This is a genomic window from Bartonella rattimassiliensis 15908 (assembly GCF_000278215.1).
Lineage (GTDB): Bacteria > Pseudomonadota > Alphaproteobacteria > Rhizobiales > Rhizobiaceae > Bartonella > Bartonella rattimassiliensis.
Window position 1 is genome coordinate 630,679 of the sequence record NZ_JH725064.1, and the last position, 21,704, is coordinate 652,382.

13 protein-coding genes and 6 pseudogenes are annotated in these 21,704 nt (G+C 35.2%); 14 read left to right on the forward strand and 5 right to left on the reverse strand.

Annotated elements, in window-relative coordinates:
* Nucleotides 1-234, forward strand: a pseudogene (locus tag MCY_RS02715) (hypothetical protein); the annotation flags it as partial.
* Here MCY_RS02715 and MCY_RS02720 read toward each other — a convergent pair.
* On the reverse strand, nucleotides 220-942 hold the full coding sequence (locus tag MCY_RS02720) for a hypothetical protein (protein ID WP_007346836.1): 723 nt from the start codon (nucleotides 940-942) through the stop codon (nucleotides 220-222). The pseudogene MCY_RS02715 and the gene MCY_RS02720 overlap by 15 nt on opposite strands.
* 206 nt (nucleotides 943-1,148) lie before the next feature.
* Here MCY_RS02720 and MCY_RS02725 point away from each other — a divergent pair, with 206 nt between their 5' ends.
* The 8 genes and pseudogenes from MCY_RS02725 (at nucleotide 1,149) to lpxK (ending at nucleotide 10,270) form a co-directional block, all read left to right on the forward strand.
* Nucleotides 1,149-1,484, forward strand: a complete 336-nt coding sequence (locus tag MCY_RS02725) for a hypothetical protein (RefSeq protein WP_007346837.1) — start codon at nucleotides 1,149-1,151, stop codon at nucleotides 1,482-1,484.
* Nucleotides 1,465-2,793, forward strand: coding sequence for a PBSX family phage terminase large subunit (locus MCY_RS02730; protein ID WP_007346838.1), 1,329 nt, complete (start codon nucleotides 1,465-1,467; stop codon nucleotides 2,791-2,793). The genes MCY_RS02725 and MCY_RS02730 overlap by 20 nt, the downstream gene beginning before the upstream one ends.
* Nucleotides 2,778-3,005, forward strand: a pseudogene (locus MCY_RS02735) (portal protein); the annotation flags it as partial. The gene MCY_RS02730 and the pseudogene MCY_RS02735, both read left to right, overlap by 16 nt.
* 1,240 nt (nucleotides 3,006-4,245) lie before the next feature.
* On the forward strand, nucleotides 4,246-5,577 hold the full coding sequence (locus tag MCY_RS02745; protein WP_007346840.1) for a TldD/PmbA family protein: 1,332 nt from the start codon (nucleotides 4,246-4,248) through the stop codon (nucleotides 5,575-5,577).
* Nucleotides 5,564-6,367, forward strand: coding sequence for a 3'(2'),5'-bisphosphate nucleotidase CysQ (locus tag MCY_RS02750; RefSeq protein ID WP_007346841.1), 804 nt, complete (start codon nucleotides 5,564-5,566; stop codon nucleotides 6,365-6,367). Before MCY_RS02745 ends, MCY_RS02750 begins: the two co-directional genes overlap by 14 nt.
* Nucleotides 6,368-6,413: 46 nt before the next feature.
* The gene (locus tag MCY_RS02755; protein ID WP_007346842.1) at nucleotides 6,414-6,659 is read left to right on the forward strand and encodes a DUF4170 domain-containing protein; all 246 of its coding nucleotides are present in this window, start codon (nucleotides 6,414-6,416) and stop codon (nucleotides 6,657-6,659) included.
* 1,258 nt (nucleotides 6,660-7,917) lie between these two features.
* Entirely contained in the window at nucleotides 7,918-9,240 is a 1,323-nt protein-coding gene (gene waaA / locus MCY_RS02760) for a lipid IV(A) 3-deoxy-D-manno-octulosonic acid transferase (RefSeq protein ID WP_007346843.1), read from the forward strand.
* Complete coding sequence (lpxK, locus tag MCY_RS02765; protein ID WP_007346844.1) at nucleotides 9,230-10,270, forward strand: tetraacyldisaccharide 4'-kinase; 1,041 nt, start codon at nucleotides 9,230-9,232, stop codon at nucleotides 10,268-10,270. The genes waaA and lpxK overlap by 11 nt, the downstream gene beginning before the upstream one ends.
* 19 nt (nucleotides 10,271-10,289) lie before the next feature.
* Here the strand turns inward: lpxK and MCY_RS02770 are convergent, their stop codons facing one another.
* Nucleotides 10,290-10,526: a DUF2093 domain-containing protein gene (locus MCY_RS02770; RefSeq protein ID WP_007346845.1), complete on the reverse strand. Its 237-nt coding sequence runs from the start codon at nucleotides 10,524-10,526 to the stop codon at nucleotides 10,290-10,292.
* Nucleotides 10,527-10,633: 107 nt separating this feature from the next.
* Complete coding sequence (gene mutL / locus MCY_RS02775) at nucleotides 10,634-12,472, reverse strand: DNA mismatch repair endonuclease MutL (RefSeq protein ID WP_007346846.1); 1,839 nt, start codon at nucleotides 12,470-12,472, stop codon at nucleotides 10,634-10,636.
* 275 nt (nucleotides 12,473-12,747) lie between these two features.
* Between mutL and MCY_RS02780 the strand changes: the two genes are divergently transcribed.
* The 3 genes and pseudogenes from MCY_RS02780 to MCY_RS09385 form a co-directional block, all read left to right on the forward strand.
* The gene (locus MCY_RS02780) at nucleotides 12,748-13,836 is read left to right on the forward strand and encodes a 2'-deoxycytidine 5'-triphosphate deaminase (protein WP_007346847.1); all 1,089 of its coding nucleotides are present in this window, start codon (nucleotides 12,748-12,750) and stop codon (nucleotides 13,834-13,836) included.
* Nucleotides 13,837-14,989: 1,153 nt separating this feature from the next.
* On the forward strand, nucleotides 14,990-16,141 hold the full coding sequence (gene lldD, locus MCY_RS02785; protein WP_007346848.1) for an FMN-dependent L-lactate dehydrogenase LldD: 1,152 nt from the start codon (nucleotides 14,990-14,992) through the stop codon (nucleotides 16,139-16,141).
* Between the two features lie 1,150 nt (nucleotides 16,142-17,291).
* Nucleotides 17,292-17,468, forward strand: a pseudogene (locus MCY_RS09385) (integrase); the annotation flags it as partial.
* 640 nt (nucleotides 17,469-18,108) lie between these two features.
* On the opposite strand, the pseudogene MCY_RS02790 reads toward MCY_RS09385, so the two are convergent.
* Together MCY_RS02790 and MCY_RS02795 are read right to left on the reverse strand one after the other, a co-directional pair.
* Nucleotides 18,109-18,335 (reverse strand): annotated as a pseudogene (locus tag MCY_RS02790) (hypothetical protein).
* Complete coding sequence (locus MCY_RS02795; RefSeq protein ID WP_007346850.1) at nucleotides 18,332-18,994, reverse strand: lysozyme; 663 nt, start codon at nucleotides 18,992-18,994, stop codon at nucleotides 18,332-18,334. Before MCY_RS02795 ends, MCY_RS02790 begins: the two are co-directional and overlap by 4 nt.
* A gap of 917 nt (nucleotides 18,995-19,911) precedes the next feature.
* Here MCY_RS02795 and MCY_RS09390 point away from each other — a divergent pair.
* Together MCY_RS09390 and MCY_RS10300 are read left to right on the forward strand one after the other, a co-directional pair.
* A pseudogene (locus tag MCY_RS09390) lies at nucleotides 19,912-20,407 on the forward strand (integrase arm-type DNA-binding domain-containing protein); the annotation flags it as partial.
* 15 nt (nucleotides 20,408-20,422) lie between these two features.
* Nucleotides 20,423-20,993 (forward strand): annotated as a pseudogene (locus MCY_RS10300) (DUF7146 domain-containing protein); the annotation flags it as partial.
* Nucleotides 20,994-21,704: the final 711 nt, after the last annotated feature.

Sequence of the window (21,704 nt, forward strand, 5' to 3'; positions counted from 1 at the left end):
TCATCTGCTGATGATAAAGCAAGAGACAAATGGGTAGCATTCGCAACAGAGCAGTTTATCAACATGCAAGAGGCACTAAAAGAAGCCCAATGCCTTTATAGACAGTACAATCTTCACGCTGCGCTACAGTACCTCGTTATAGAAGATCAAATGCTACCCCACCTTGTGAATTCATTACGCGTTGCTCTTAATGTGCTTCATAAGTATTTAATCGTTAGTTTAAAAAATTTTTAAATATCGCTTCCATTTTTCAAAAGAGCCATATCTTACTGGGGGTCTTATATCTTCTTTGGGCATCATTTCTCTATATACACTTATAGCAATAGAGCACATATTCACTGTATTTTTTAAACGAACGCTTTCATGTCCTAGTATCATATGCTCTGTACGAATAGTTTGTTCTTTTCTGCTAATGCCATTTGGAGAATTCAAAAATTTTTCTGCGTATTCAAACATTGGATCATTAAAATGTGTTTCAAATTTTGCTTTAAATAAAATAGTTTCTATAGTATCCCAGTCATTAAAAATACTACCGTATTCCTTAAGTTTTGTTTGCAAGTCGTTAAATGTAACTGTGGGCATACTTTTATCACCTTGTAATAAATCAGCAAAACGACCACAAAAAACAAGCACTATGTGATAATGTTTTAAAATATTAAATTCCGGAGGATTGCTAGGTAGTGTTATTAAATGCTTCCAAAATGGACTTTTGTCATGGGGGATGTCTACAGTACTTCCCATAAATGTTTTTAAATACTCCACCGATTCTTTTGCCTTTGCTAATTTTTGATGATATTCTGAGTTTTGATAATTTTCACTTACATATTTTTCGTAAAGTTTATCGTATTGTTCTAAACTATCTACACTAGTGTATCTTGATAACACTGATATCGAAAAGGAAGCTATAAATATTACTATGAGCGCTATGGATAGTGACTTCATTATTTAATCCTTAAATTATAATAATTAACACTACCTAACAGATTCGTTTTAAAAATATCAATATGTGTTATTTTTATGTTGACAAAGTGTAGCAAATCGTATTTAATGACATTGCTGTACTTAGGCGTATTGTGTCTAGAGAGGGTTAAGTACAGTCCAAAATCCCCGCAAATGCGGGGTTTTTTATTATCGGGAGGGTGTATTTTATGACATCACAAAATACAGAGCAGGCTCCACAACTTAAAAAAAAGTGGATACCACCAAAGGCAGGAATGGGGCGGGTTAAAGGCGTGCCTAATAAGATGACCCGTATTTTAAAAGAGGCAGTGGTGAGGGCTGCGGAGAATGCTGGAAATAAAATTGGCAACGAGGGATTGATCTCTTACTTAGAAAAACAAGCTATGGAGTGTCCAGCGGCTTATTTAGCGTTGCTTGGTAAGGTATTGCCTTTACAGGTAACAGGGGAAGATGGGGGAGCCATTAAAATCATAGGGCGTGTAGAAATTGCTCCTTTAACAATGAATGACGACAAGACAGATTAAGATTGTACCAAAACTTATCCCTCTTTTTGCAGGGGATGCCTTGGTACGAGCGGCTTGGGGTGGACGAGGGTCTGGGAAGACAAGATCATTTGCCTTGATGGCTGCTTTAAAAGGCTATCAATTTGGCATGCAGGGGATATCGGGGACTATTCTTTGTGCACGTCAATTTCAAAATTCTTTGGCAGAGAGTTCATTGGAGGAGATTAAGCGCGTCATTGAAGCTCATGATTTTTTAAGGGACTATTACAAAGTTGGAGAGGCTTCGATTAAATCGAATGATGGTCGTATAGCCTTTCAGTTTTCTGGTCTTGACCGGAATATAGCCAGTATCAAGTCGATGGGTCGTATTTTGCTTTGTTGGGTTGATGAGGCAGAGCCTGTTACAGAGACAGCTTGGCAGACGCTTATTCCAACGTTACGAGAAGAGGGTGAGGGGTGGCGTGCAGAGTTGTGGGTGACATGGAACCCATTGCGAGATAATGCCCCGGTTGAAAGGCGGTTTCGGTTTTCAGACAATGAAGCCATTAAGCGTGTAGAGATCAATTGGTCCGATAATCCGAAGTTTCCCAAGATCTTGAATGAGGCGCGGCTTGATGACCTTAGAAATCGTCCAGAAACCTATAAGCATATATGGGAAGGGGCATATCTTACAGCGGTTCAAGGCGCGTATTACCAAAAGGAAATGTTGGCAGCGGAGCAAGAGGGTCGGATAGGGCGTGTTGCGCGTGATCCTTTAATGCAGATACGCGCCTTTTGGGATATTGGGGGCACGGGAGCCAAGGCAGATGCAACAGCGATATGGATAGCGCAATTTGTTGGCAGAGAGATCAGAGTGCTTGATTATTATGAAGCACAAGGGCAGCCATTATCCGAACATATCGGTTGGTTGCGTCGAAATGGCTATGAGAAGGCACTGATGGTTTTACCCCATGATGGTGCGACCAGAGACCGTGTGCACAATGTGAGTTTTGAAAGTGCTTTGAATGATGCGGGTTTTGAGACGCAAGTCATTCCTAATCAAGGGGCTGGTGCTGTCAAGATGCGTATTGAGGCGGTGCGACGTATATTACCTTCAGTTTGGTTTAACGAAGAGACGACGGTAGCGGGTCGCAAGGCGCTAAACTGGTATCACGAGAAATGGGATGAGAAGCGCAATATAGGGTTGGGGGCAGAACATGATTGGTCCAGTCATGGTGCAGATGCTTTTGGATTAATGTGTGTGGGGTACGAACAGCCGGTGCAGAGACCGAAGAGAGCCGCTTATAGCGGTAGAGAAACTTATGAAAGTACGTCATGGATGGCAGAATGATGTATGATGAAGAGCATTTAGAAAAAGAACATAAGGCATCAGATCTGTCGACAGAAGGCTTGTTTCGCAAGCTTGTCAATTGGTACAAAGAAGATGTTGAGCATGTTAACAAATGGCGTGAACATGCAAGGGAAGATTTTCAATTTTACAATGGAGATCAGTGGAATGATCAAGATTTAGCAGCGTTAAAAGAACAACGCCGCCCCGTTATGGATAGATTTTTATAATATTGGGCTTTTTTATGCAAATGATAAAACAGTAAATTATTTTTATAAATCAAAGTATTGATTAAAAAATTACAAGAGCATTTTTTTTGATTACTTTTCTAGAGAGTATAGCTCTAAAAGACTCTAGAAGATAAAATAAGCATACACTTTAATTCCCGTAAAATTGAATCTTGTATCTATATATTTGGTTCAAATGTTTAAAAAATTGAATTTTTAAAATGTATAGAGATGTTCGGTTTCTAAAAATGTTTTTATATTTGTTAAAACAATTATGAGTGATAAGGGTACTAAAACGAGTTGGGCAAATATTGCAAACTGAATTGAGAAATAGATACAATGTTAAGTTTCATACAAAACTTTTATTGATTATCAGTTTATGACAATATCACGCCTCTTCATTTCTTAATGGAGGGGTAAGAGAGAAATAAGAGAGAAAATATTAAATCAAAATCTATCCCGTGTCTTGAGATTTCTGTTTCGGGAAAAAAGAATTCCGTCAAATTATGCTTGGCTTAATAACAAAGTAACTGATCAGGGATGATGTATAAGAGATGAATGGTTCTCGATTAGACACACTAAACCTGGGAGAAAATGTTACGATTATAACTTATTTTGATAATTATAAAAAGGTGTTTTCTGTAACATTACTGATCATGAGGATAAGAAGTGTATGACGGATCATTTTATTGAAATCATTTAATGAAAGGAAATATTTTTTACGTTGTTGATGTTTTGTTTCATTGACACGATTACTGTTCTCTTATGAGGGAGTTTATAGAAGTAGCCAAAAAGATGAGTTGTTTTCTTGATTCTTGCGTCGAGATTAAGGAATGCTATAGGAATGAGAAACGTTATTCGACACTTTAGAGGACAAAAGGCGTGTAGTTTAGGTACGTTTTATGCTTTTTGAATTTTTGAGGATTTTGGCTTAAATCCAAGTGTTATTGCTAAGCCTTCTATTGATCTAATTACAGGGCTGATTTAGCTTTTAAAATGATAAGGTGCCATGATAAATCTTGAAACTAAAGAGATTTTACGACATATTGCATCTTTCCATAAAGAAGCTAAAAGGGAAGTAATTTGGTGCATTAAAAGAAAAAGAATGCATGAGACGTATGTAAATTTTATGAATAAAATAAACAGACAAGAATTATATTCTGATTTGTATAAATTTATCAGAGTGCTTAATCAATATAAATAATAAAATATTTTTAGGGAGTCTATAATGACTGACAAGAACCAGATTGAGAAAGCTGTTTCGTTGGTTGAAGCAGCAAGGCGTTTCGGGGTCGATGCTGCTGATGCTGTTATCGTTCATGCACATTCTACCAGTGTATCTGTTCGTTTGGGGAAAGTTGAATCGACAGAAGCTGCAGAGAGCAATGATTTTACGCTAAGGGTTTTTGTTGGGAAAAAAGTAGCAAGTGTTTCTGCTAATTTAGCGTCTTATCCGCCAGAAATTGCAGAACGTGCTGTTGCAATGGCTAAAGCTGCTCCCGATAGTTTATTTGAGGGATTGGCAGATAAAGAGTGTTTGGTTAAGCATCCTAAAAACCTTGATCTTTTTGATGACTTTGTACCAAGCAGTCATTTTTTAACAGAAGATGCTTTAAAAATAGAAGCAGCAGCTCTTGATGTTAAAGGAGTAAGCAATTCTGGCGGTGCTACAACATCTTATGGTCGTAGAGGGTTTATTCTTGTGACTAGCGATGGTTTTTGTGGAGCCTATCGTTCCAGTTATTTTTCACGTTCTTGTAGTGCCCTTGCGGGTGAAGGAACACAGATGGAGCGGGATTATGATTATACAACAGCTTTACATTTTTCTGATCTAGAGACCGCAGAAACTGTGGGAAAGAATGCAGGATTTGGTGCTGTTCGACGGTTGGGGGCGTTGCGTGCAGTGACAGGAGGAGTTGATGTTATTTTTAATCCACGTACGGCTCGTGGAGTTGCAGGGCATATTGCATCGATGGTCAATGGAGCCTCTGTGGTTCGTAAAACGAGTCTTTTACAAAATTTCTTGGGAAAGTCAGTGATGAAGCCTGATGTTAACGTCACTGATCAACCTTTGCGATTACGTGGAAATTCTTCTCATCCTTTTGATGGAGAAGGGGTAGAGGGGCAAACACTCAATATTATTGAAAACGGTGTTTTAAAAAACTGGCTTCTTTCCTCCTCTACAGCGCTTGAATTAGGGCTTAAAACAAATGGACACGGTGTGCGTTCGGGGTCATTGGTGCAGCCGACCAGTACGAATTTTGCTATTGAACCAGGTTTAGTATCGCCTCACGATATGATAAAAGATTTGCGAAATGGATTTTATGTAACCGAATTATTTGGTCATGGCATTGATTTTATTACCGGTCAGTATAGTCGTGGCGCTTCCGGTTTTTGGATTGAAAATGGTGAAATTGCTTATCCAGTGAGTGAAGTAACACTAGGTTCTGATTTGCTCCATATGTTAGCGCATTTAACACCTGCCAACGATATTGATCGGCGTTATGGTACAGCTTCTCCAACATTGTTAATTGAAGGGATGACACTTGCAGGAAAATAACACGCATCATTTTTCTGATTTAAATCTTTTGCGTGATGTTTGCCGAGAGGCAGGAGATTTAGCTATGAGGTATTTTAGATGCACGTTGGATGTTTGGATTAAAGAGGGCAATTCACCGGTTAGTGAGGCAGATTTTGCTGTTGATCATTTTTTGAAAGAAACACTTCTTGGAGCGCGTCCAAATTATGGATGGATTTCAGAAGAAACAAAAGATAATCGAGAAAAACAAGATTATAAGCGCTATTTTGTTGTTGATCCTATTGATGGAACGCGTGGATTTCTTTCTGGCAGTACTTATTGGTGTATTTCGGTTGCCGTTATTGAGAATGGGCGTCCTATTGTAGGTGTTCTACAATGTCCAGCTAGAGGAGATGTTTATGCAGCTGTCACGGGGGAAGGGGCAACATTAAATGAGATAAAGCTTCCTCGTTTAGCCTCGGGAATTAATCGAAAATATAAAGTTTCGCTTGATAAATCGCTTGCTCAAAAATTACCAGATGATTTTCGTAATCGGGTCAGTCTTTACCATTATCTTCCTTCTCTTGCTTATCGCATTGTTCTTGTTGCTCAAGATGAGATCGATATCGTATTGGTTCGTCCAAATTGTCATGAATGGGATATTGCTGCTGCTGATCTTATTTTGCAGGAGTGTGGAGGATGTTTTTCATCGCTTGATATTCCTTTGCTATCTTATGGAATTGAGCCTTACCAATATGGACTTTTAATTGCTGGTAAAAATAATTGCTGTCAGGACATGATAGATGTTGTTCGTCAAGCAAAGTTAGTTTAATCACATAAAAGCGTATTAAAATTATTTGAATGATATGGAGGCATATATGACTGAAATCAACGAAAAAAAACAGTATTTGTATCTTGTATTTGGTGGGGAATTAAAAAATCTTAAGGGTAATCAATTCAAGAATCCAGATGATTTAGATATGGTTGGTATTTTCTCAGATTATCAATCTGCTCAAAAAGCATGGCAGGCAAAAGCACAAAGCAGTGTAGATAATGCATTACAACGTTATTACATTGTAGATTTGCATCAGTTTCTTGATGCTGAATCAGGCGATGCAGAGTAAAGTTTAAATATTTGGTCATTATAGCCTGTAAATTGCTTCACGCTTTTATTTATTATTTTTCACAAGGCATGTTCTTTGAGTAAAATATAACACCTTAAAAAGAGTATGCTTGTCGTTTAAATGCATATGCTTTCTTAAGGAAATATCTCTCAAGGCGTTCAAGTCCATTTCATAATAGTATTCATGCAGGTTATAACTCCATTTTGCATTATCATCTTTACACTTGATGAAAGTGCTAGACAACTCTATCAAACTATTTTCGGTATAAATATTATCATAATAGGTCTTACTCAAAGTCTGTAATTATACTGTGAATAGTTACTCTGCTCTTGAATAGAGTATAAGACATTAATGCGTTAAGTCTGATAAAAAGAATAGCATTGTTAATGACACCAATCACTATTCTGTTGAGACCTGTAGCAAGTTTACTTATCCATTGGAATTGTTGCAACGAATTATTACTGTAAGTTTAGAAACCATGAAAGTCGTTAGAAACTTACCAAAATTAGGAATTTAGAGAAATTAAATAGATTTATGAAGTTAACTTACCTCATAAGTTTTTTTGAGCACTAGTTTAAAACGACAATCCATGAGTTAATCTTTTTGTGTTGATGATCTACTTCTCTTTTGAAAAGATAGGATTTAAAATTTTGTTTAAAGTTTAGTTTCACATATTCATTTTATTGTAATAGAATGATAAAGATTGAACTTTCCCTTTAATATATTTTACTGATTCTATTTATACAGATTATAATGTCTATATGGAATATTTTTTTGAAAAATTGATAACACATAACATAAAAATAGGTTTTTTCTCTAAAATACCAACGTTTAAAATTCAAAGTCTCATTAAAAGCTATAAATGCATCTTGATAGCTTAAAAATAACGATAAATTGTTTTTTAGGCTTTAAAAGATCATATATTTATAATTATATTTTCAAAGTTATAATTTGTTGAAATATAGTTTTATTATTTTTGAGTAAATTCTTTGTATAAGGTGCAGAATGAAATGATAAAGTAAACATAATTGACAAAATTTCGTTAAAAGGAATTCGAATAATGTGTATATGTCATTCTTATAGTAAAATTTTTGCAAAAATATGGGGATAAAATTGTAATTCTTTTCCTTTAATAAAGCGTTTTTTATCCAAGATACAGATGAATATTAAAAATATGGATGCAACCGATAGTGTTGATGAATTTTTTAACAAAATAAGCATATAGATATCTAAAAATAGCTGGATGAGGTGATTTTAAATGTTAGAATTAAAGGCACATGCGGCTCTTTTAACCTATCGAATGATTGGTTTTTGCTTATGTCCTGTTATCCCTTTTTATTTGTTTTTTCGTACTATTCGTGGCAAAGAAGAATGGTGTCGTGCAAAAGAGCGTTTAGGTAAAAGTTCCCATATACGTCCCCAAGGTTCGTTAGTTTGGTTGCATGCAGCAAGTGTTGGAGAAACACTGGCACTTTTCCCACTTGTTAATCATATTTTATCATTAAAAATCAATGTTTTATTTACAACAGGGACTGTGACCTCTTCCATTCTTTTGAAAAAACAATTTGGTAATCGGTTGATTCATCAATATGCCCCTTTGGATTTAGATTGTGCAGTGCGCCGTTTTATTAACCATTGGAAGCCTGATCTCGTCTTGATTTGTGAATCAGAAATTTGGCCTCTCCGTATTAAAGAACTTGCAAAAATGCGTATTCCGCAGATTTTGGTCAATGCCCATATGTCTGAACGTTCTTTTAAATCTTGGCAAAAGAGGCACGTTCTTGCCAAACATATTTTTAAAGATATTGATTTGGCGATTGGCCAGAACGAAAAAGATGTAACTTATTACCATACACTTGGTGTAAAATCTGTTATGTTTTCTGGTAATCTCAAGGCTGATGTTTTTCTGGTTGAAGATAAAGCATTGCTTGCACGTTATCGTAATGCTATCGGTAATCGCCCAGTTTGGGCGGCTATTTCAACACATGAAGGGGAAGAGGAAATTGCTTTTGAGGTTCATAAGATTGTTAAAAATTATTTGCCGGATTTATTGACAATTATTGTGCCTCGTCATCCTGAACGTTTAGAAGATCTTATTAAAAAATGTGACAGTCAGAGTTTACGTTTTGTTCGTAGAAGTAGAGATACGATTCCAGATATGAATACCGACATTTTATGGGGAGATACGATTGGAGAAGTGGGATTTGTTCTTCGCTTATCAAAAGTTTCTTTCGTTGGTAAGTCATTATGTGGAAATGGTGGCCACAATCCATTGGAATTGGCTTTGCTTGGTTCAGCTATTTTGACGGGGCCTCATGTTTCAAATTTTCAAGAGATGTTCGAACAATTTTTAACGCGCGATGCAGCATATATGGTTCAAGATACAAAACAGCTTGCTATTCAGGTGTATAGGCTTTTAACAAATGAAGCCTTGCGACAAGAAATGGTTGATAAGGCTTATGAGGTAGCAACAAGTATGGCAGGTGCACTTGAGCGCACATTAAAGATTTTAGATCCATTTTTACAACCTCTTGTCATACAAACAGGTTTACATCAGCGTCAGGGTAGATATGCATATTAATGCGCCTCATTTTTGGTGGAAAAATAAAAGCTTTTTGCGTTTTTTATTAACTCCAATTTCATGGGGTTATGGTTATTTCTCATGCCGTTTTATGGCAAGAAAGCCTCCTGTGATTGATCTTCCAGTGTTGTGTATTGGAAATTTTACATGTGGTGGTGCGGGTAAAACGCCGGTTGTTATTGCTTTTGCTAAAGTAGCTAGAGAGCTTGGTTTTGTACCCGGTGTTGTATCACGTGGTTATGGTGGAGCAGTTAAAGGAGTGCATCTTGTAAATGAGAAATATGACAATGCACGTGATGTTGGAGATGAGGCACTTCTACTTGCGCGTTATGCTGTTGTAGCTGTATCGGCTAATCGTTATGCAGCGGCACAACGGCTTAAGCAAGAGGGATGTAATTTTATTTTAATGGATGACGGATTTCAAAGCCGCCGTCTTTATATGGATTATACGTTACTCGTTGTTGATGCGATGCGTGGTTTTGGTAATGGAGCTGTCTTTCCAGCAGGACCTTTACGCGTACCGTTAAAAACACAGTTTTCTTTTATGGATAGTGTTTTATTGGTTGGTCACCCAGATGCGCGTGATAATGTTGCTTTTCTTGTTACCCGTACGGGAAAGCCTTTATATCGGGCTCATCTTAAAGCAAGTGCCTCTGATGAGGTAGCAGGAAAATCATTTTTGGCATTTGCTGGCATTGGTAATCCGGATAAATTTTTTAAATCTATTAAAGAATTATCAGGTCATGTGGTGCAAACTTACGTGTATCCAGACCATTATTTTTTCACCGCTAAAAATTTAACAAGCCTTATAGAAAAGGCTAAAATGCACAATTTATGTTTAGCAACAACTGCTAAAGATTATATCCGTATACAGACAATCCATACGCAAAAAGATTTGAAAAATCTTATTATTTTTGATGTAAAGGTCAATTTTGCTCAAAAGGATTTCTGTCGTACACTCCTTAAGGAGGTCATGACCCGCTTTAGAAAACGTCCCCTTGAATTTTCTTGTCTGAAAGATAAAGGTTAAATTAATAGCTTTCGAAGATTTATTTTTCTTTTGTTTTTAACAATTGTTTGAGATGCGGATTGCATTCAAGTTCCCGATGATAGGAGGTTTCACAATTAGCATATGCTTCTTGGCGGTGATAATTCCAATATTTTAAATCATCTATAGGGATTTTTTGCCCGCTAACAGCACAAATTGTATAAGTTCCATATTCTATAATGTCATATCCATTATTAGAATAGTGAATTTTTGCTTCACGTTCACCATTGGAAAACATAATAATTCCTTTTTCCTTGATACAAGAGATTCAAGAGGAGTGCCATAAGATATATTATAAAGTCGAGAGTAAATTTAAAAATATTTTTTGTCAAAATGATTAAGCGTTTATTTTCTGCCAAAAAGCCGTTCTATATCTGCTAATTTTAGTTCAATATAAGTAGGACGACCATGATTACATGTACTTGTATTGGGTGTTGCTTCCATTTGTCGTAATAGTGTGTTCATTTCTTCAGGGCGTAAAAGGCGCCCTGATCGTATTGAGCCGTGACAGGCCATTGTGGCTGCAACATAATCAAGCATTGCTTTTAAATTATTTGTTGTATCATATTCAGCAGCTTCATCTGCGAGATCTTTAATAAGGGCTTGTATGTTGATTTCTCCTAGCATGGAAGGCGTTTCACGCACGACGATTGCTCCGGGGCCAAATGGTTCTATTCCTAATCCAAATTTTTGCAAAGCATCTTTGTGCGTTAAAAGGCACGTTGCATCCTCTTCAGAGAGTTCTACAATTTCAGGAATAAGTAATAATTGTGAGGGAAGCGGTTTGGAATAAAGTGCATTTTTGAGTGCTTCATAAACCAGTCGTTCGTGAGCTGCATGCTGATCGACAATGACCAAGCTATCTTGAGTTTGGGCAATAATATAGTTTTTATGAATTTGTGCTCTGGCCGCTCCTAATGGATAAGATAACTCTTCTGATGAAGGTATAGGGCTTGGAATGTATGCATCACCACTTGGTATATTTAAGCCCTCCATGATAGGAGTGGTATCTTCTTTAAAACCAAAAGAGCTTTTAATATCCAATGGTTTGTGAACCATTGAAGTAGCAGCAAAATGATGAGGCTGTGGGCTATAAGAGGAGGAATGGTGGGTATTCTTAAAATTGCTCAAAGGCTTGTGTGTTTGAAATGCAGCTAGCGTTGCTTCAGAACTGGTTGAAGTAGGACAAATACCAGATTGTTGTAATGCTTCACGAATAGCTCCAACGATTAAACCACGAATTAATCCTGGATCGCGGAACCGTACATCAGCTTTGGCTGGATGTACATTAACATCAACCTCAGCGGGTGGGAGATCAAGAAAAAGAATAGCGACAGGATAACGATCTCGTGCCATGACGTCAGCATAAGCGCCTCGGAGCGCACTCCATAGAAATTTATCACGTACGGGCCGCCCATTAACATAAGCAAATTGATGAAGGCTGTTATTTCTGTTGAAAGATGGCAAACAAGCAAAACCCGTTAAGCGCACTGCTTCGCGTTCAGCATTCAGAGTGATGCTATTAGGGGCGAAGTCTTTTCCCATAATTTGTGTAATGCGTTGTAATTGCCCTTGAGTATTATTTTCTGTAGCAGACAGTTCCATAGATGTTCTGTCTAGTCCTGAGAGAGAAAAGCGGATATGTGGAAATGCAATAGCAATTCGTTTAATCATATCGCTAATAGCATTTGTTTCAGCCCGATCAGTTTTCATAAATTTTAATCGTGCTGGCGTGACAAAGAAAAGATCACGAACTTCAACAATTGTTCCAGGATTTGCAGCAGCTGGTTTGGGCCCTATAATTTTTCCTGCAGTTACAGAAATTTCAGCAGCACTTTCAGCATCTTTTGTTCGTGAAATGAGTTTAAGTTTAGCAACAGAACCAATAGAGGGAAGGGCTTCTCCTCTAAACCCAAGGAAGCAGATATTGTGTATGTCATCGGTGATCTTTGAGGTACAATGCCGAGAAACTGCTAAGGTTAATTGATCTGCAGGAATTCCACAGCCATTATCGCTGACTTTGATAAAATTTTTCCCACCATTTGCTGTAATAATCTCAATGCGTGTTGCACCTGAATCAATAGCGTTTTCAACAAGTTCTTTGACAACATTTGCTGGTCGCTCAATAACTTCACCAGCGGCAATTTGATTAATAATATTTTCGCTAAGATGGCGTATAATCATAATAAATTCTAACAGGAATCTTAAAGGTTCTATAAAAATTATAATAACATCATTTGCGCGACATTCAAGAATAAGAGGGTATGGGAGGTATTATTTTTACAACACTTCCTATTTATTTTTTAAAGAGAAAAACAGTATTTTTCATTATTTGAAGTATTTTATTTTAACAAATTGGGTGGAAAAAATAAAAAATAGTTTTTATCATCTTAAAAAGCTTGCACCAATTTATCATGTAGGTCAAAAAAGAAACAATGTAAAAAGGGAAGGCGGTATATATGGTGCGTATAAGCGGTATTTTAGCAGATAGTGATATACAAGCTTTGATTAATAATAACTTTCTCAAGTCCCTGTATCCATTTGATAGATCTCAAATACAACCAGCAAGTCTTGATCTTCGTTTAGGGGAGAAAGCTTATCGTATACGTGCTTCTTTCATGCCGGGTACTGATACAAAAGTTTTGGATAAGCTTGAACAGTTAAAGTTGCATGAGTTTGATTTACGAGACGGGGCCGTTTTGGAAACAGGGTGTGTTTATATTGTTCCTCTTTTGGAAACTTTGGCTTTACCGGAATTTTTATCTGCTATTGCCAATCCTAAAAGCTCGACGGGGCGCTTAGATATTTTTACCCGTGTTATTACAAATAATGCTCAGGAGTTTGATAAAATTTGTTCTGGTTATCATGGTCCACTTTATTTGGAAGTTAGTCCACGAACATTTCCAATTTTGGTACGTACTGGCTCGAATTTATCACAGCTTCGGTTTAGAAAAGGGCACAGCTATTTAGATGAAATTGAGCTGCATGCTCTGCAAAGGCAAGAAAGGCTGATATCGGATGATCTTCCTAATATTAGTGCTAATGGTATTGGACTTTCCATTAATTTAAAGGGAGACAAAACCGGGCTTATAGGTTATCGCGGTAAACATCATACAAGTGTTATTGATATCGATAAACGCGCCATTGCTCACATTTTAGATTTTTGGGATCCTCTTTTTGATCGAGGTCAAAGAGAACTTGTTCTTGATCCTGATGAGTTTTATATTTTAGCTTCACGAGAGTCTGTTCATGTGCCTCCACTTTATGCTGCAGAAATGACTCCTTTTGATCCCTTAGTTGGTGAGTTTAGGGTGCATTATGCAGGTTTTTTTGATCCAGGATTTGGCCATAAGGAGGCGGGTGGTAAAGGAGCGAGAGCAGTTTTAGAAGTACGTAGCCATGAAGTTCCTTTTATCTTAGAGCATGGTCAAATTATTGGCCGTTTGGTCTATGAGCATATGCTTAATCGACCATCCGTTCTTTATGGTCATGATGTTGGATCACATTATCAAGCCCAGGGTTTAAAGTTATCCAAGCATTTTAAATAAGTGGGTAAACCACGAATTTTGATAATGCGTATGCAAGAAATATAGGGTGAGTAAAAGAAGAGTTTTGCCCTTCACAAAATCAGCGCCATATGCTCTATTTTCAGTTTCTAAGACTATGACTTTGTATCTGTAAAGATATAAGAGACGTTTTAATTTTTTTCAAGAATTTCTATCCACACGAAGTTTTCGTTTATGATATATAAAAAGAATAGTTTCGATTATTTCATCATGGAAAGATCTAAAATGAAAGAATTTTTACTATATTTAATATATCATATATATGTATTATTACAATAAGTTAATAACTTATCAAAACTCAATATAACAGCAGATTATTTACTTTGAAAAGAAAATATGCGAGACTGAATACAGCTATTTTTTTAGAGCTTAAATGATTGGTAGATTTTATTTTGTATAAAAACTATCATTAAGAGCAAATAGATAAGTTTTTTACGGCAGTTCAGAAACAAATTTTTTAATGAACAATGTTCTAACTTTAGTAACTTATTTATAATTTCCAAATATAATATTGCTAGAAAATTGTTTCAATAAAGACTCATATCTTTTATGAGTATGAACATTAAAAGTTCTTTTTATGCTTTATGAATTAGGCAATGTCTGTTTTTATAAACTTTTATAAACAACTAACAGGTTTCAGTTTTGAATATTGATATGAGAAGATTTCTGGACGTATGCGATGGTGTTAATTTCAATATTAATAAAGGCTTTTTTCGGTTTTTGGGGAAGCTTATGGTTTATACTTAATGATTATAGGTTTTCTATCTTTATCAATCAGAATGTAAGGACTCTTTGAAGGAGGGAATTACTTTCAATTATAATAAGCTAATTGGCGGAACAATAGTCCTTGAAGAGATATTCGTTTAAAGGGAGTATTAATATTTCAATTGCGCATGAACAATGTATGAGTGGATACGTTATTGATGTTGCCCCATATTATGAGATTTTATCTTTGGAAAAGAGAAATAAAAACGTTGTTTTTATCAATTAGTTTTTTTAGAAAGTTTCAGTATCTGTTACTTCTCTCTATTCAATGGAGCGTTTTGGGATAATATTTAAATAGGAAAGCACACGGATTTGCTCTTATGCATTTTAGAGTGTCTTCCATTTTTATTCAAGAACAATGGTGCCATAAATGATTATTTCTTCAACATTTGATTATCGTAAGGCAGCAAAGCGTCGTCTTCCTCCTTTTCTTTTTCACTATATTGATGGTGGGGCTTATGCTGAAGAAACGATGCGACGTAATTATACAGATCTTCAAGCGCTTTCACTGCGTCAAAGGATTCTAAGGCAAGTTGGTGAAGTTGATCTTTCAATTAAGCTTTTTGGTCAGACGCTTGATTTACCGATTGTGCTCGCACCTGTTGGGCTAACGGGTATGTATGCACGTCGTGGTGAGGTGAAAGCAGCAAGTGCCGCAGCAGAAAAAGGGATCCCTTTTACACTATCTTCTGTTTCAGTTTGTCCCATTTCAGAAGTGCAGGAAGTGGTTGGAGGTGCATTTTGGTTTCAACTTTATGTTCTCAAAGATCGCGGTTTTATGCGTGATGTACTGGAGCGGGCTTGGTTAGCTGGTGTACGCACGTTGGTTTTTACTGTTGATATGCCAGTTCCTGGTGCACGTTATCGTGATGCGCATTCAGGGATGTCTGGTCCTTATGCTGGATTACGTCGTTTTTTACAAGCTTTTACGCATCCCCATTGGGCTTGGAATGTTGGTGTTATGGGGCACCCCCATGATCTTGGAAATGTTTCCACTTATCTCAAAAAGAAGATTGCATTGGATGATTATGTTGGTTGGCTTGGTGCAAATTTTGATCCATCAATTGGTTGGCAGGATCTACAATGGATTCGCGATTTTTGGAAGGGAAAAATGATTCTGAAAGGTATTCTTGACCCAGAAGATGCGCGAGAAGCAGTACAATTTGGTGCTGATGGTATTGTTGTTTCCAATCATGGTGGACGTCAGCTTGATGGTGTATTATCAACAGCACGAGCATTACCCGCCATTGCAGATGCTGTAAAGGGTCATTTAACTATCTTAGCGGATTCTGGTATTCGTTCTGGTCTTGATGTTGTACGCATGATAGCGCAAGGTGCGGATGCTGTTATGATTGGTCGTGCTTTTGTTTATGCGCTTGCAGCAGCGGGTAAGAAAGGTGTCACACATCTCCTTGATCTTTTTACCAGTGAAATGCGGGTAGCTATGATACTGACTGGTGCTCAAACAGTCAAAGATATTACACGAAAGAATTTAGTGAATACAGATATTTTTTATAAATGAAAACAATATTATATTGTTTTTAGAAATAAAGTCTTTTTATAGAGGAACGTATTCATCAAGAAACGCAATTGGATATTTTGCAAATATATTTACAGCTAACGTTAAATATAAAAGGTCAAACATTTCCTCTATAAAATGATTTAAAATACTCAATAACTATAATAATAGTAAATAAATAATTTAATAATCAATGCAAAAAAAAACACAAATGACACTATATGCATCTTTTATTCACTTTATTAAAAGCTTATTCTAAGGATAAAAAGGAACGAGCGCAGCTATTAAAGGCAAAATAACTGTTGATGTAGAAAAAATAAATATCAATAATGCTGTTAACATTTTCTATCTCCTATTTATAAAACACTTAAAATATCATAATCATTTTACATCTTAATATAAGATTATAAATATCATTTAGTTTAAATATAATATAAAATTAAACACATTACAATTGTATAAAATAAATTATTAAAAATCAATATGTATTATTTTAATATATAGTTATTATAAAATTTTATCATAATAAATATTATTTTTATACTCTCTATAGAATTTATGTTCAGTTTATTGAATAATATACTTTAATATAGATGATGTTGTTTTTTTATGTAAGACATTTTTAAGCAATAAAAGAAGTGCACTGTACTGCCTTCTTACTGAAAGAAAGATTGCGCGTTAAATGTGCTTATTTGCCTTATTTTCTTACATCTTTAGTAATTTATGATGTTTTTGAATGGAGAGCATATTAGGAAGCAGTTTAATATATTTTGTATATTATGGTTATTGCTAACATTATTTTCGTTATATTTTATCGACAGATTTCATAAATTGTCAAAATCTCTTATTATTATAGATAGGGTTATTGGGTCTTTTTAATGATATAAATTGGCATGTAATATTTTATTCCATTAAACAATTTAGCAATGGCCCCTCCGGCTCTTCATTAATACTATTCTTTACACAGACAATTGATCTATAATATTTGCATAACTTTAGCACAGATATATCATCTCAAGGTCTCAAGGTCTCAAGGTCTCAAGGTCTCAAGGTCTCAAGGTCTCAAGGTCTCAAGGTCTCAAGGTCTCAAGGTTTCAAGGTCTCAAGGTTTCAAGGTCTCAAGGCTGAATTATTGGTACAATTTTATAATTCTTCAGCAATCTTTAAAGAAGTGGTTCGAGTGGTTTTTGAAAGTAAAAAAGCTGGGTTAAAGAGTGAAGGGAAAAATGACCATTGGTTCTCTCCATTAGAATTACATATTATTCTCTACATAGGCAATTCATCTGTAGAAAAGTTAACAGCCAACATTATTTACAATGTTTTTGCACCAGCTTAACATGAAAAAGTAGATGTAGTATGAAATTATTTACTTTAACTTCAATATCATTACGATTAGAAAGCTCAAATAATCTCATTACACAAATCGCATAAAGCCGATATTGTTATTTCTTATACAGTTCTATGAATTTATTCCCTTAAGCATACCAAACTTATAGGTATTATTTCTTTTGAAGACAGGGCCTTTTTTGTAATTATCAAATCTTTTAATGGGGATAGCAATGCAATCACTAAAATCTTTTTTCATTTTGTTCTTATAGAATAACAAAAGTGCTAGAATAATCGGTATATTCAACCATGTTACGCAAATATGATCACTTAAATCCTTCGATTATAAATTAAGCATTTTTATTACTTTAATAAAACCTAATGAACGATTAAAATGCTTTAATCCCTTAAGTAAGTCATACTACTTTTAATCTGAGTGTACGCACTTCTTTCAAATTTTTTTTATTAATTAATATTGCAGAGAAACCACACCTTTATCATTTTAACTTTGGTTTATATTTCCAACTACATAGACGCTCACCTTGTTCATTATGTTTCAAAATATCCCTCGCTAAATTCGGACTAATACATTGATATCTTGCCGATTCAAATAAATTGGCAGCCATCCAATACAAGAAGTTCATTCATTCATTGCGCAACCAGTTAGAAAGTTTAGTGCGCACATTAGCATCACTTTTCTTGTTAACCTCATTTTCTACTTCAAGCCGTGTTGTCGCCATCTTGAAAGTTCCATTTGTTTGCTTTTGATTTTCAACTTTTTTCTCAAGGAAAAAGGCTTTCACTAAAGCCACAAAAAAGCTGCGATAATTGCTGATGTTGTTGTCAGGTATTTCTTTATCCATAAGATCATAGCCGGTATTCCTGAAAGCGCTTAGCAATATATACCATAGCTGTACAAGCGGCTAAAACCATAATGCCTGCTAAAACCCATTGAACGGGACCATTTCCTGCAAAAAGTCCTCCAAGCCCTGAAAAAGAACCTATGATTGGTGCAAGAGCTTCTACTTTACAAATACCTGTTACACCTTTTGATTCCACTGCATGATAATTAGGAGCAACGTGAGCTCCTTTTACCCATAACCCTGCTTCAGCTACTCGACGATTGACAAGACCTTGGATACGCTTTCCTCCTACTCTTGTCCACTTTTGTAATTCGGCTGGCACTACTTCATATTCACCTTTATTGAGCTTTTTTAAAAGTGTAGAATTGCAAAAGGCCATTACCCCTATATTATAGCAAAACGATACTAATGCTGCGAATTGCTCATCGTTTAAAGGCAAAGTAACAGCTTTTGCAACAACGGATTCACACTCTCTTAAGTCCTGACAAAGGATTTTTTCAGCTTCTTTTTCTGTAATTTGCATGTCTTTCTGGATACTTGGAGCGCCAGCAGCGCTTGTATGTCCATAACCAATAGTCCATACACCACCGGAATCTTCATAGGCTTTTAAACGTAAACCTTCCAATTGTTTAATCAGTGCAAGGCCTTCTTTTGATATTTTGCGCATTATTCTTATCCTATAAAAAAAACCTACACAAAGCAGGATATGAATTTAAAACTTACATTTACTTATTTTAAAGAAAGAAATAGTGAAAGAATCTAATAGAGCTAAAACCTCCATAATTTTCTATAAGATCATATATCATTTTTTATTTTGATAAATATTATCTACTTTGAAGTAATTAATATCATCCTTATGATAATAACTTTTAATAAATCTAGTCTATAATCAGATAGAGTCCATAAATTACCACTATTTACCTAGAGTGATTTAAAGAAATTTTATGAAAAATTTTAATGTCTTGGGTAAAGAAAAGCTTATCTTCAATAAAAAATAATAAATATAATAATTCACAAAATAAAAAATATTAATTTCTAAGTAATTGTACAATTCATAATTTATTATAAACTTTTTTATAAAAACAAAAAAACGCGCTACAATTAAACATTATGCATATACCAATTATCTTAGAATCAATGTTCTTAACACGTAATGAATTATATATATTTAATCAAAAAATCTATAGTAAATTTAATTATTATTTTTATTTTTCTCTAATTGCTTAATTTCATTAAAAAATAACTTCATAAAGATTTTAAATAAAGTGTGTTATAAAAAAACATAATATATATTTTATCCATTTATTATTAGCATGTTACCAACTGAAACAATATATTATTAGAGCTATTCGATCTATAGACCAATGATATTTGATAGTTTTGTCAAAGAATATTGTACTGTAATATACTTACAATGAATTGATTTATAATGATATTTCATTGTTTCGTATGTTGAATGAGGGGCCTGAATATCGTAGGATTCTCTCATTCCAAATCTGTTTATCTTGAATCAATCAAAACCATTCTTTTGCACGTCATAAGAGGGGTTAGAGTATGGGTAAAACTGTATAAGAAAGGACTAAAATGGCTCTTATGAACTGTCTTAATGCAAGGGTTGTCATAACATTGGGGGCTGGCAAATATAATGATGGTGCCGGCTTGCTTCTGCACAAACGTAAAGATGGAGGTGCTTAATGGATTTATCGTTATACCATTCACGAGCGTCGCCGTTAAATGGGATTGGGTGCATTAAGACATGTCTCTTTAAAAAAGCTCGTGAAACTGCAACAAAATGGCGCTCTATTTTATGTGAAGGGCGTGGTCCCATTAAAGAACGCAATAAACAAAAGCGTGAGGCAATAAGTAATCTCCAAATTATTTAAAAGATATTGCTTTAGATACTTTTGAAAGCCATAGAGCTGAATTAAAAGGAAATGGGAAAGATGGGCGTTGGTTTTCACATTTAAAAATGCACATTCTTCCAGAATTAGGCTGTCTACCCGTTTTTGAGATTACACAAACTGAAATACGCAATATCCTTACTCTCATTTGGGATACAAAAGCTGGAACAGCAGAGAAAACAAGAGCAATTTAGCAACAAAGCAAACCAATCAAAAACACTTTAGTAGAAACCTATTTACGCATGCGGGGGATCACATGTGAATTGCTTGCTGATTTACGCTTTCACGACAAATGTCCACATCCTTTAGGGATGACACTGCCCGCGTTGGTGGCTCTTGTGAAGGGGGCTGACTCCTTTGCAATTCATAGGATCTTTTTAAAAGACAATAGATGCAAAATAGATTTATCACCAGCTAAAGCTATGTTGGGATCTGTATCGGGTGGCGCGGTGCATTTGAGCCAAGGCAATCCAAAACATCTGGTCATTTGTGAAGGCATTGAAACCGGTCTGGCTTTGCTATCTGGGTTGTTATCAGAGCCTGTGAATTTATGGCATCCCTTTCAACCCATGGCATGATACGTGTGAATCTACCCGATATTAAAGCTTGTCTCATCATTGCAATGGATGTCGTTGATGCGGGGCGTAAAGCAGATTTACCTTAGCAAAGCCTGCCTATAGTTAAGCTTTTGAGGTCTTTATGATGCAAGTTCCAAAAGGAACCGACTTTAATAACATGTTACTTTCTAGAGAGAGAAAAATATGAAAGAAAGTGATGTAAAAAATAATAATCAAAATACTTCTTTAAATGATAACGATAATGGCTTTTTAAATGAAAATATTTGTTTAGAAGCCATTCCTTATAAACAGGCATTACAATAAAAATGGTTGGGGCGAAAAAAAATCTACCACTGCTGCTCTCTTTTTAGCTTATTACAGTTTCCAATGCCATTAATGCACTATATTTATGTTGTTGTAACTATATTTGTAAAACCTCTGGAGACAATAACTTCCAAGGCACTTGACATACTATACGCTATGAATGGCACCTTTTAGTGAAAAGTCAAAAAACACACCTCAATGAACGAATTTTAAATTCTGATAAAACATATAATTTTATAATGATAAAATAAAACCTTCAAAGCATTCCACATCATTGGTTTTTGAGGTGCTTTTTATTCCCTTCTTTATATATTTTCTAATCTAAAATAAAAGACATTATATTTCAATATGTTAATTTTTATCAATTTTTCAAAAAAAAACAACTTATATCAACATTACAATCTGTAAATTCAACCTATAGCATAGGTTTTGTAGGAGGGGAGGTATAGGAAGTGTTATATACCGTCTATCTTTCTTACGAAGCAAGCAATAAAAACTTATCAAAATACTCCTTATGATATCTTAAAAGTACATAATACATTTGTCTGATATGATCTGTGAAATGAATAGCAAATTTCACTATTTTTCTAATCTT

Coding starts and splice junctions, on each gene's coding strand:
- MCY_RS02720 (WP_007346836.1), bottom strand. CDS start 942: ATGAAGTCACTATCCATAGCGCTCATAGTAATATTTATAGCTTCCTTT.
- MCY_RS02725 (WP_007346837.1), top strand. CDS start 1,149: ATGACATCACAAAATACAGAGCAGGCTCCACAACTTAAAAAAAAGTGG.
- MCY_RS02730 (WP_007346838.1), top strand. CDS start 1,465: ATGACGACAAGACAGATTAAGATTGTACCAAAACTTATCCCTCTTTTT.
- MCY_RS02745 (WP_007346840.1), top strand. CDS start 4,246: ATGACTGACAAGAACCAGATTGAGAAAGCTGTTTCGTTGGTTGAAGCA.
- MCY_RS02755 (WP_007346842.1), top strand. CDS start 6,414: ATGACTGAAATCAACGAAAAAAAACAGTATTTGTATCTTGTATTTGGT.
- waaA (WP_007346843.1), top strand. CDS start 7,918: ATGTTAGAATTAAAGGCACATGCGGCTCTTTTAACCTATCGAATGATT.
- lpxK (WP_007346844.1), top strand. CDS start 9,230: ATGCATATTAATGCGCCTCATTTTTGGTGGAAAAATAAAAGCTTTTTG.
- MCY_RS02770 (WP_007346845.1), bottom strand. CDS start 10,526: ATGTTTTCCAATGGTGAACGTGAAGCAAAAATTCACTATTCTAATAAT.
- mutL (WP_007346846.1), bottom strand. CDS start 12,472: ATGATTATACGCCATCTTAGCGAAAATATTATTAATCAAATTGCCGCT.
- MCY_RS02780 (WP_007346847.1), top strand. CDS start 12,748: ATGGTGCGTATAAGCGGTATTTTAGCAGATAGTGATATACAAGCTTTG.
- lldD (WP_007346848.1), top strand. CDS start 14,990: ATGATTATTTCTTCAACATTTGATTATCGTAAGGCAGCAAAGCGTCGT.
- MCY_RS02795 (WP_007346850.1), bottom strand. CDS start 18,994: ATGCGCAAAATATCAAAAGAAGGCCTTGCACTGATTAAACAATTGGAA.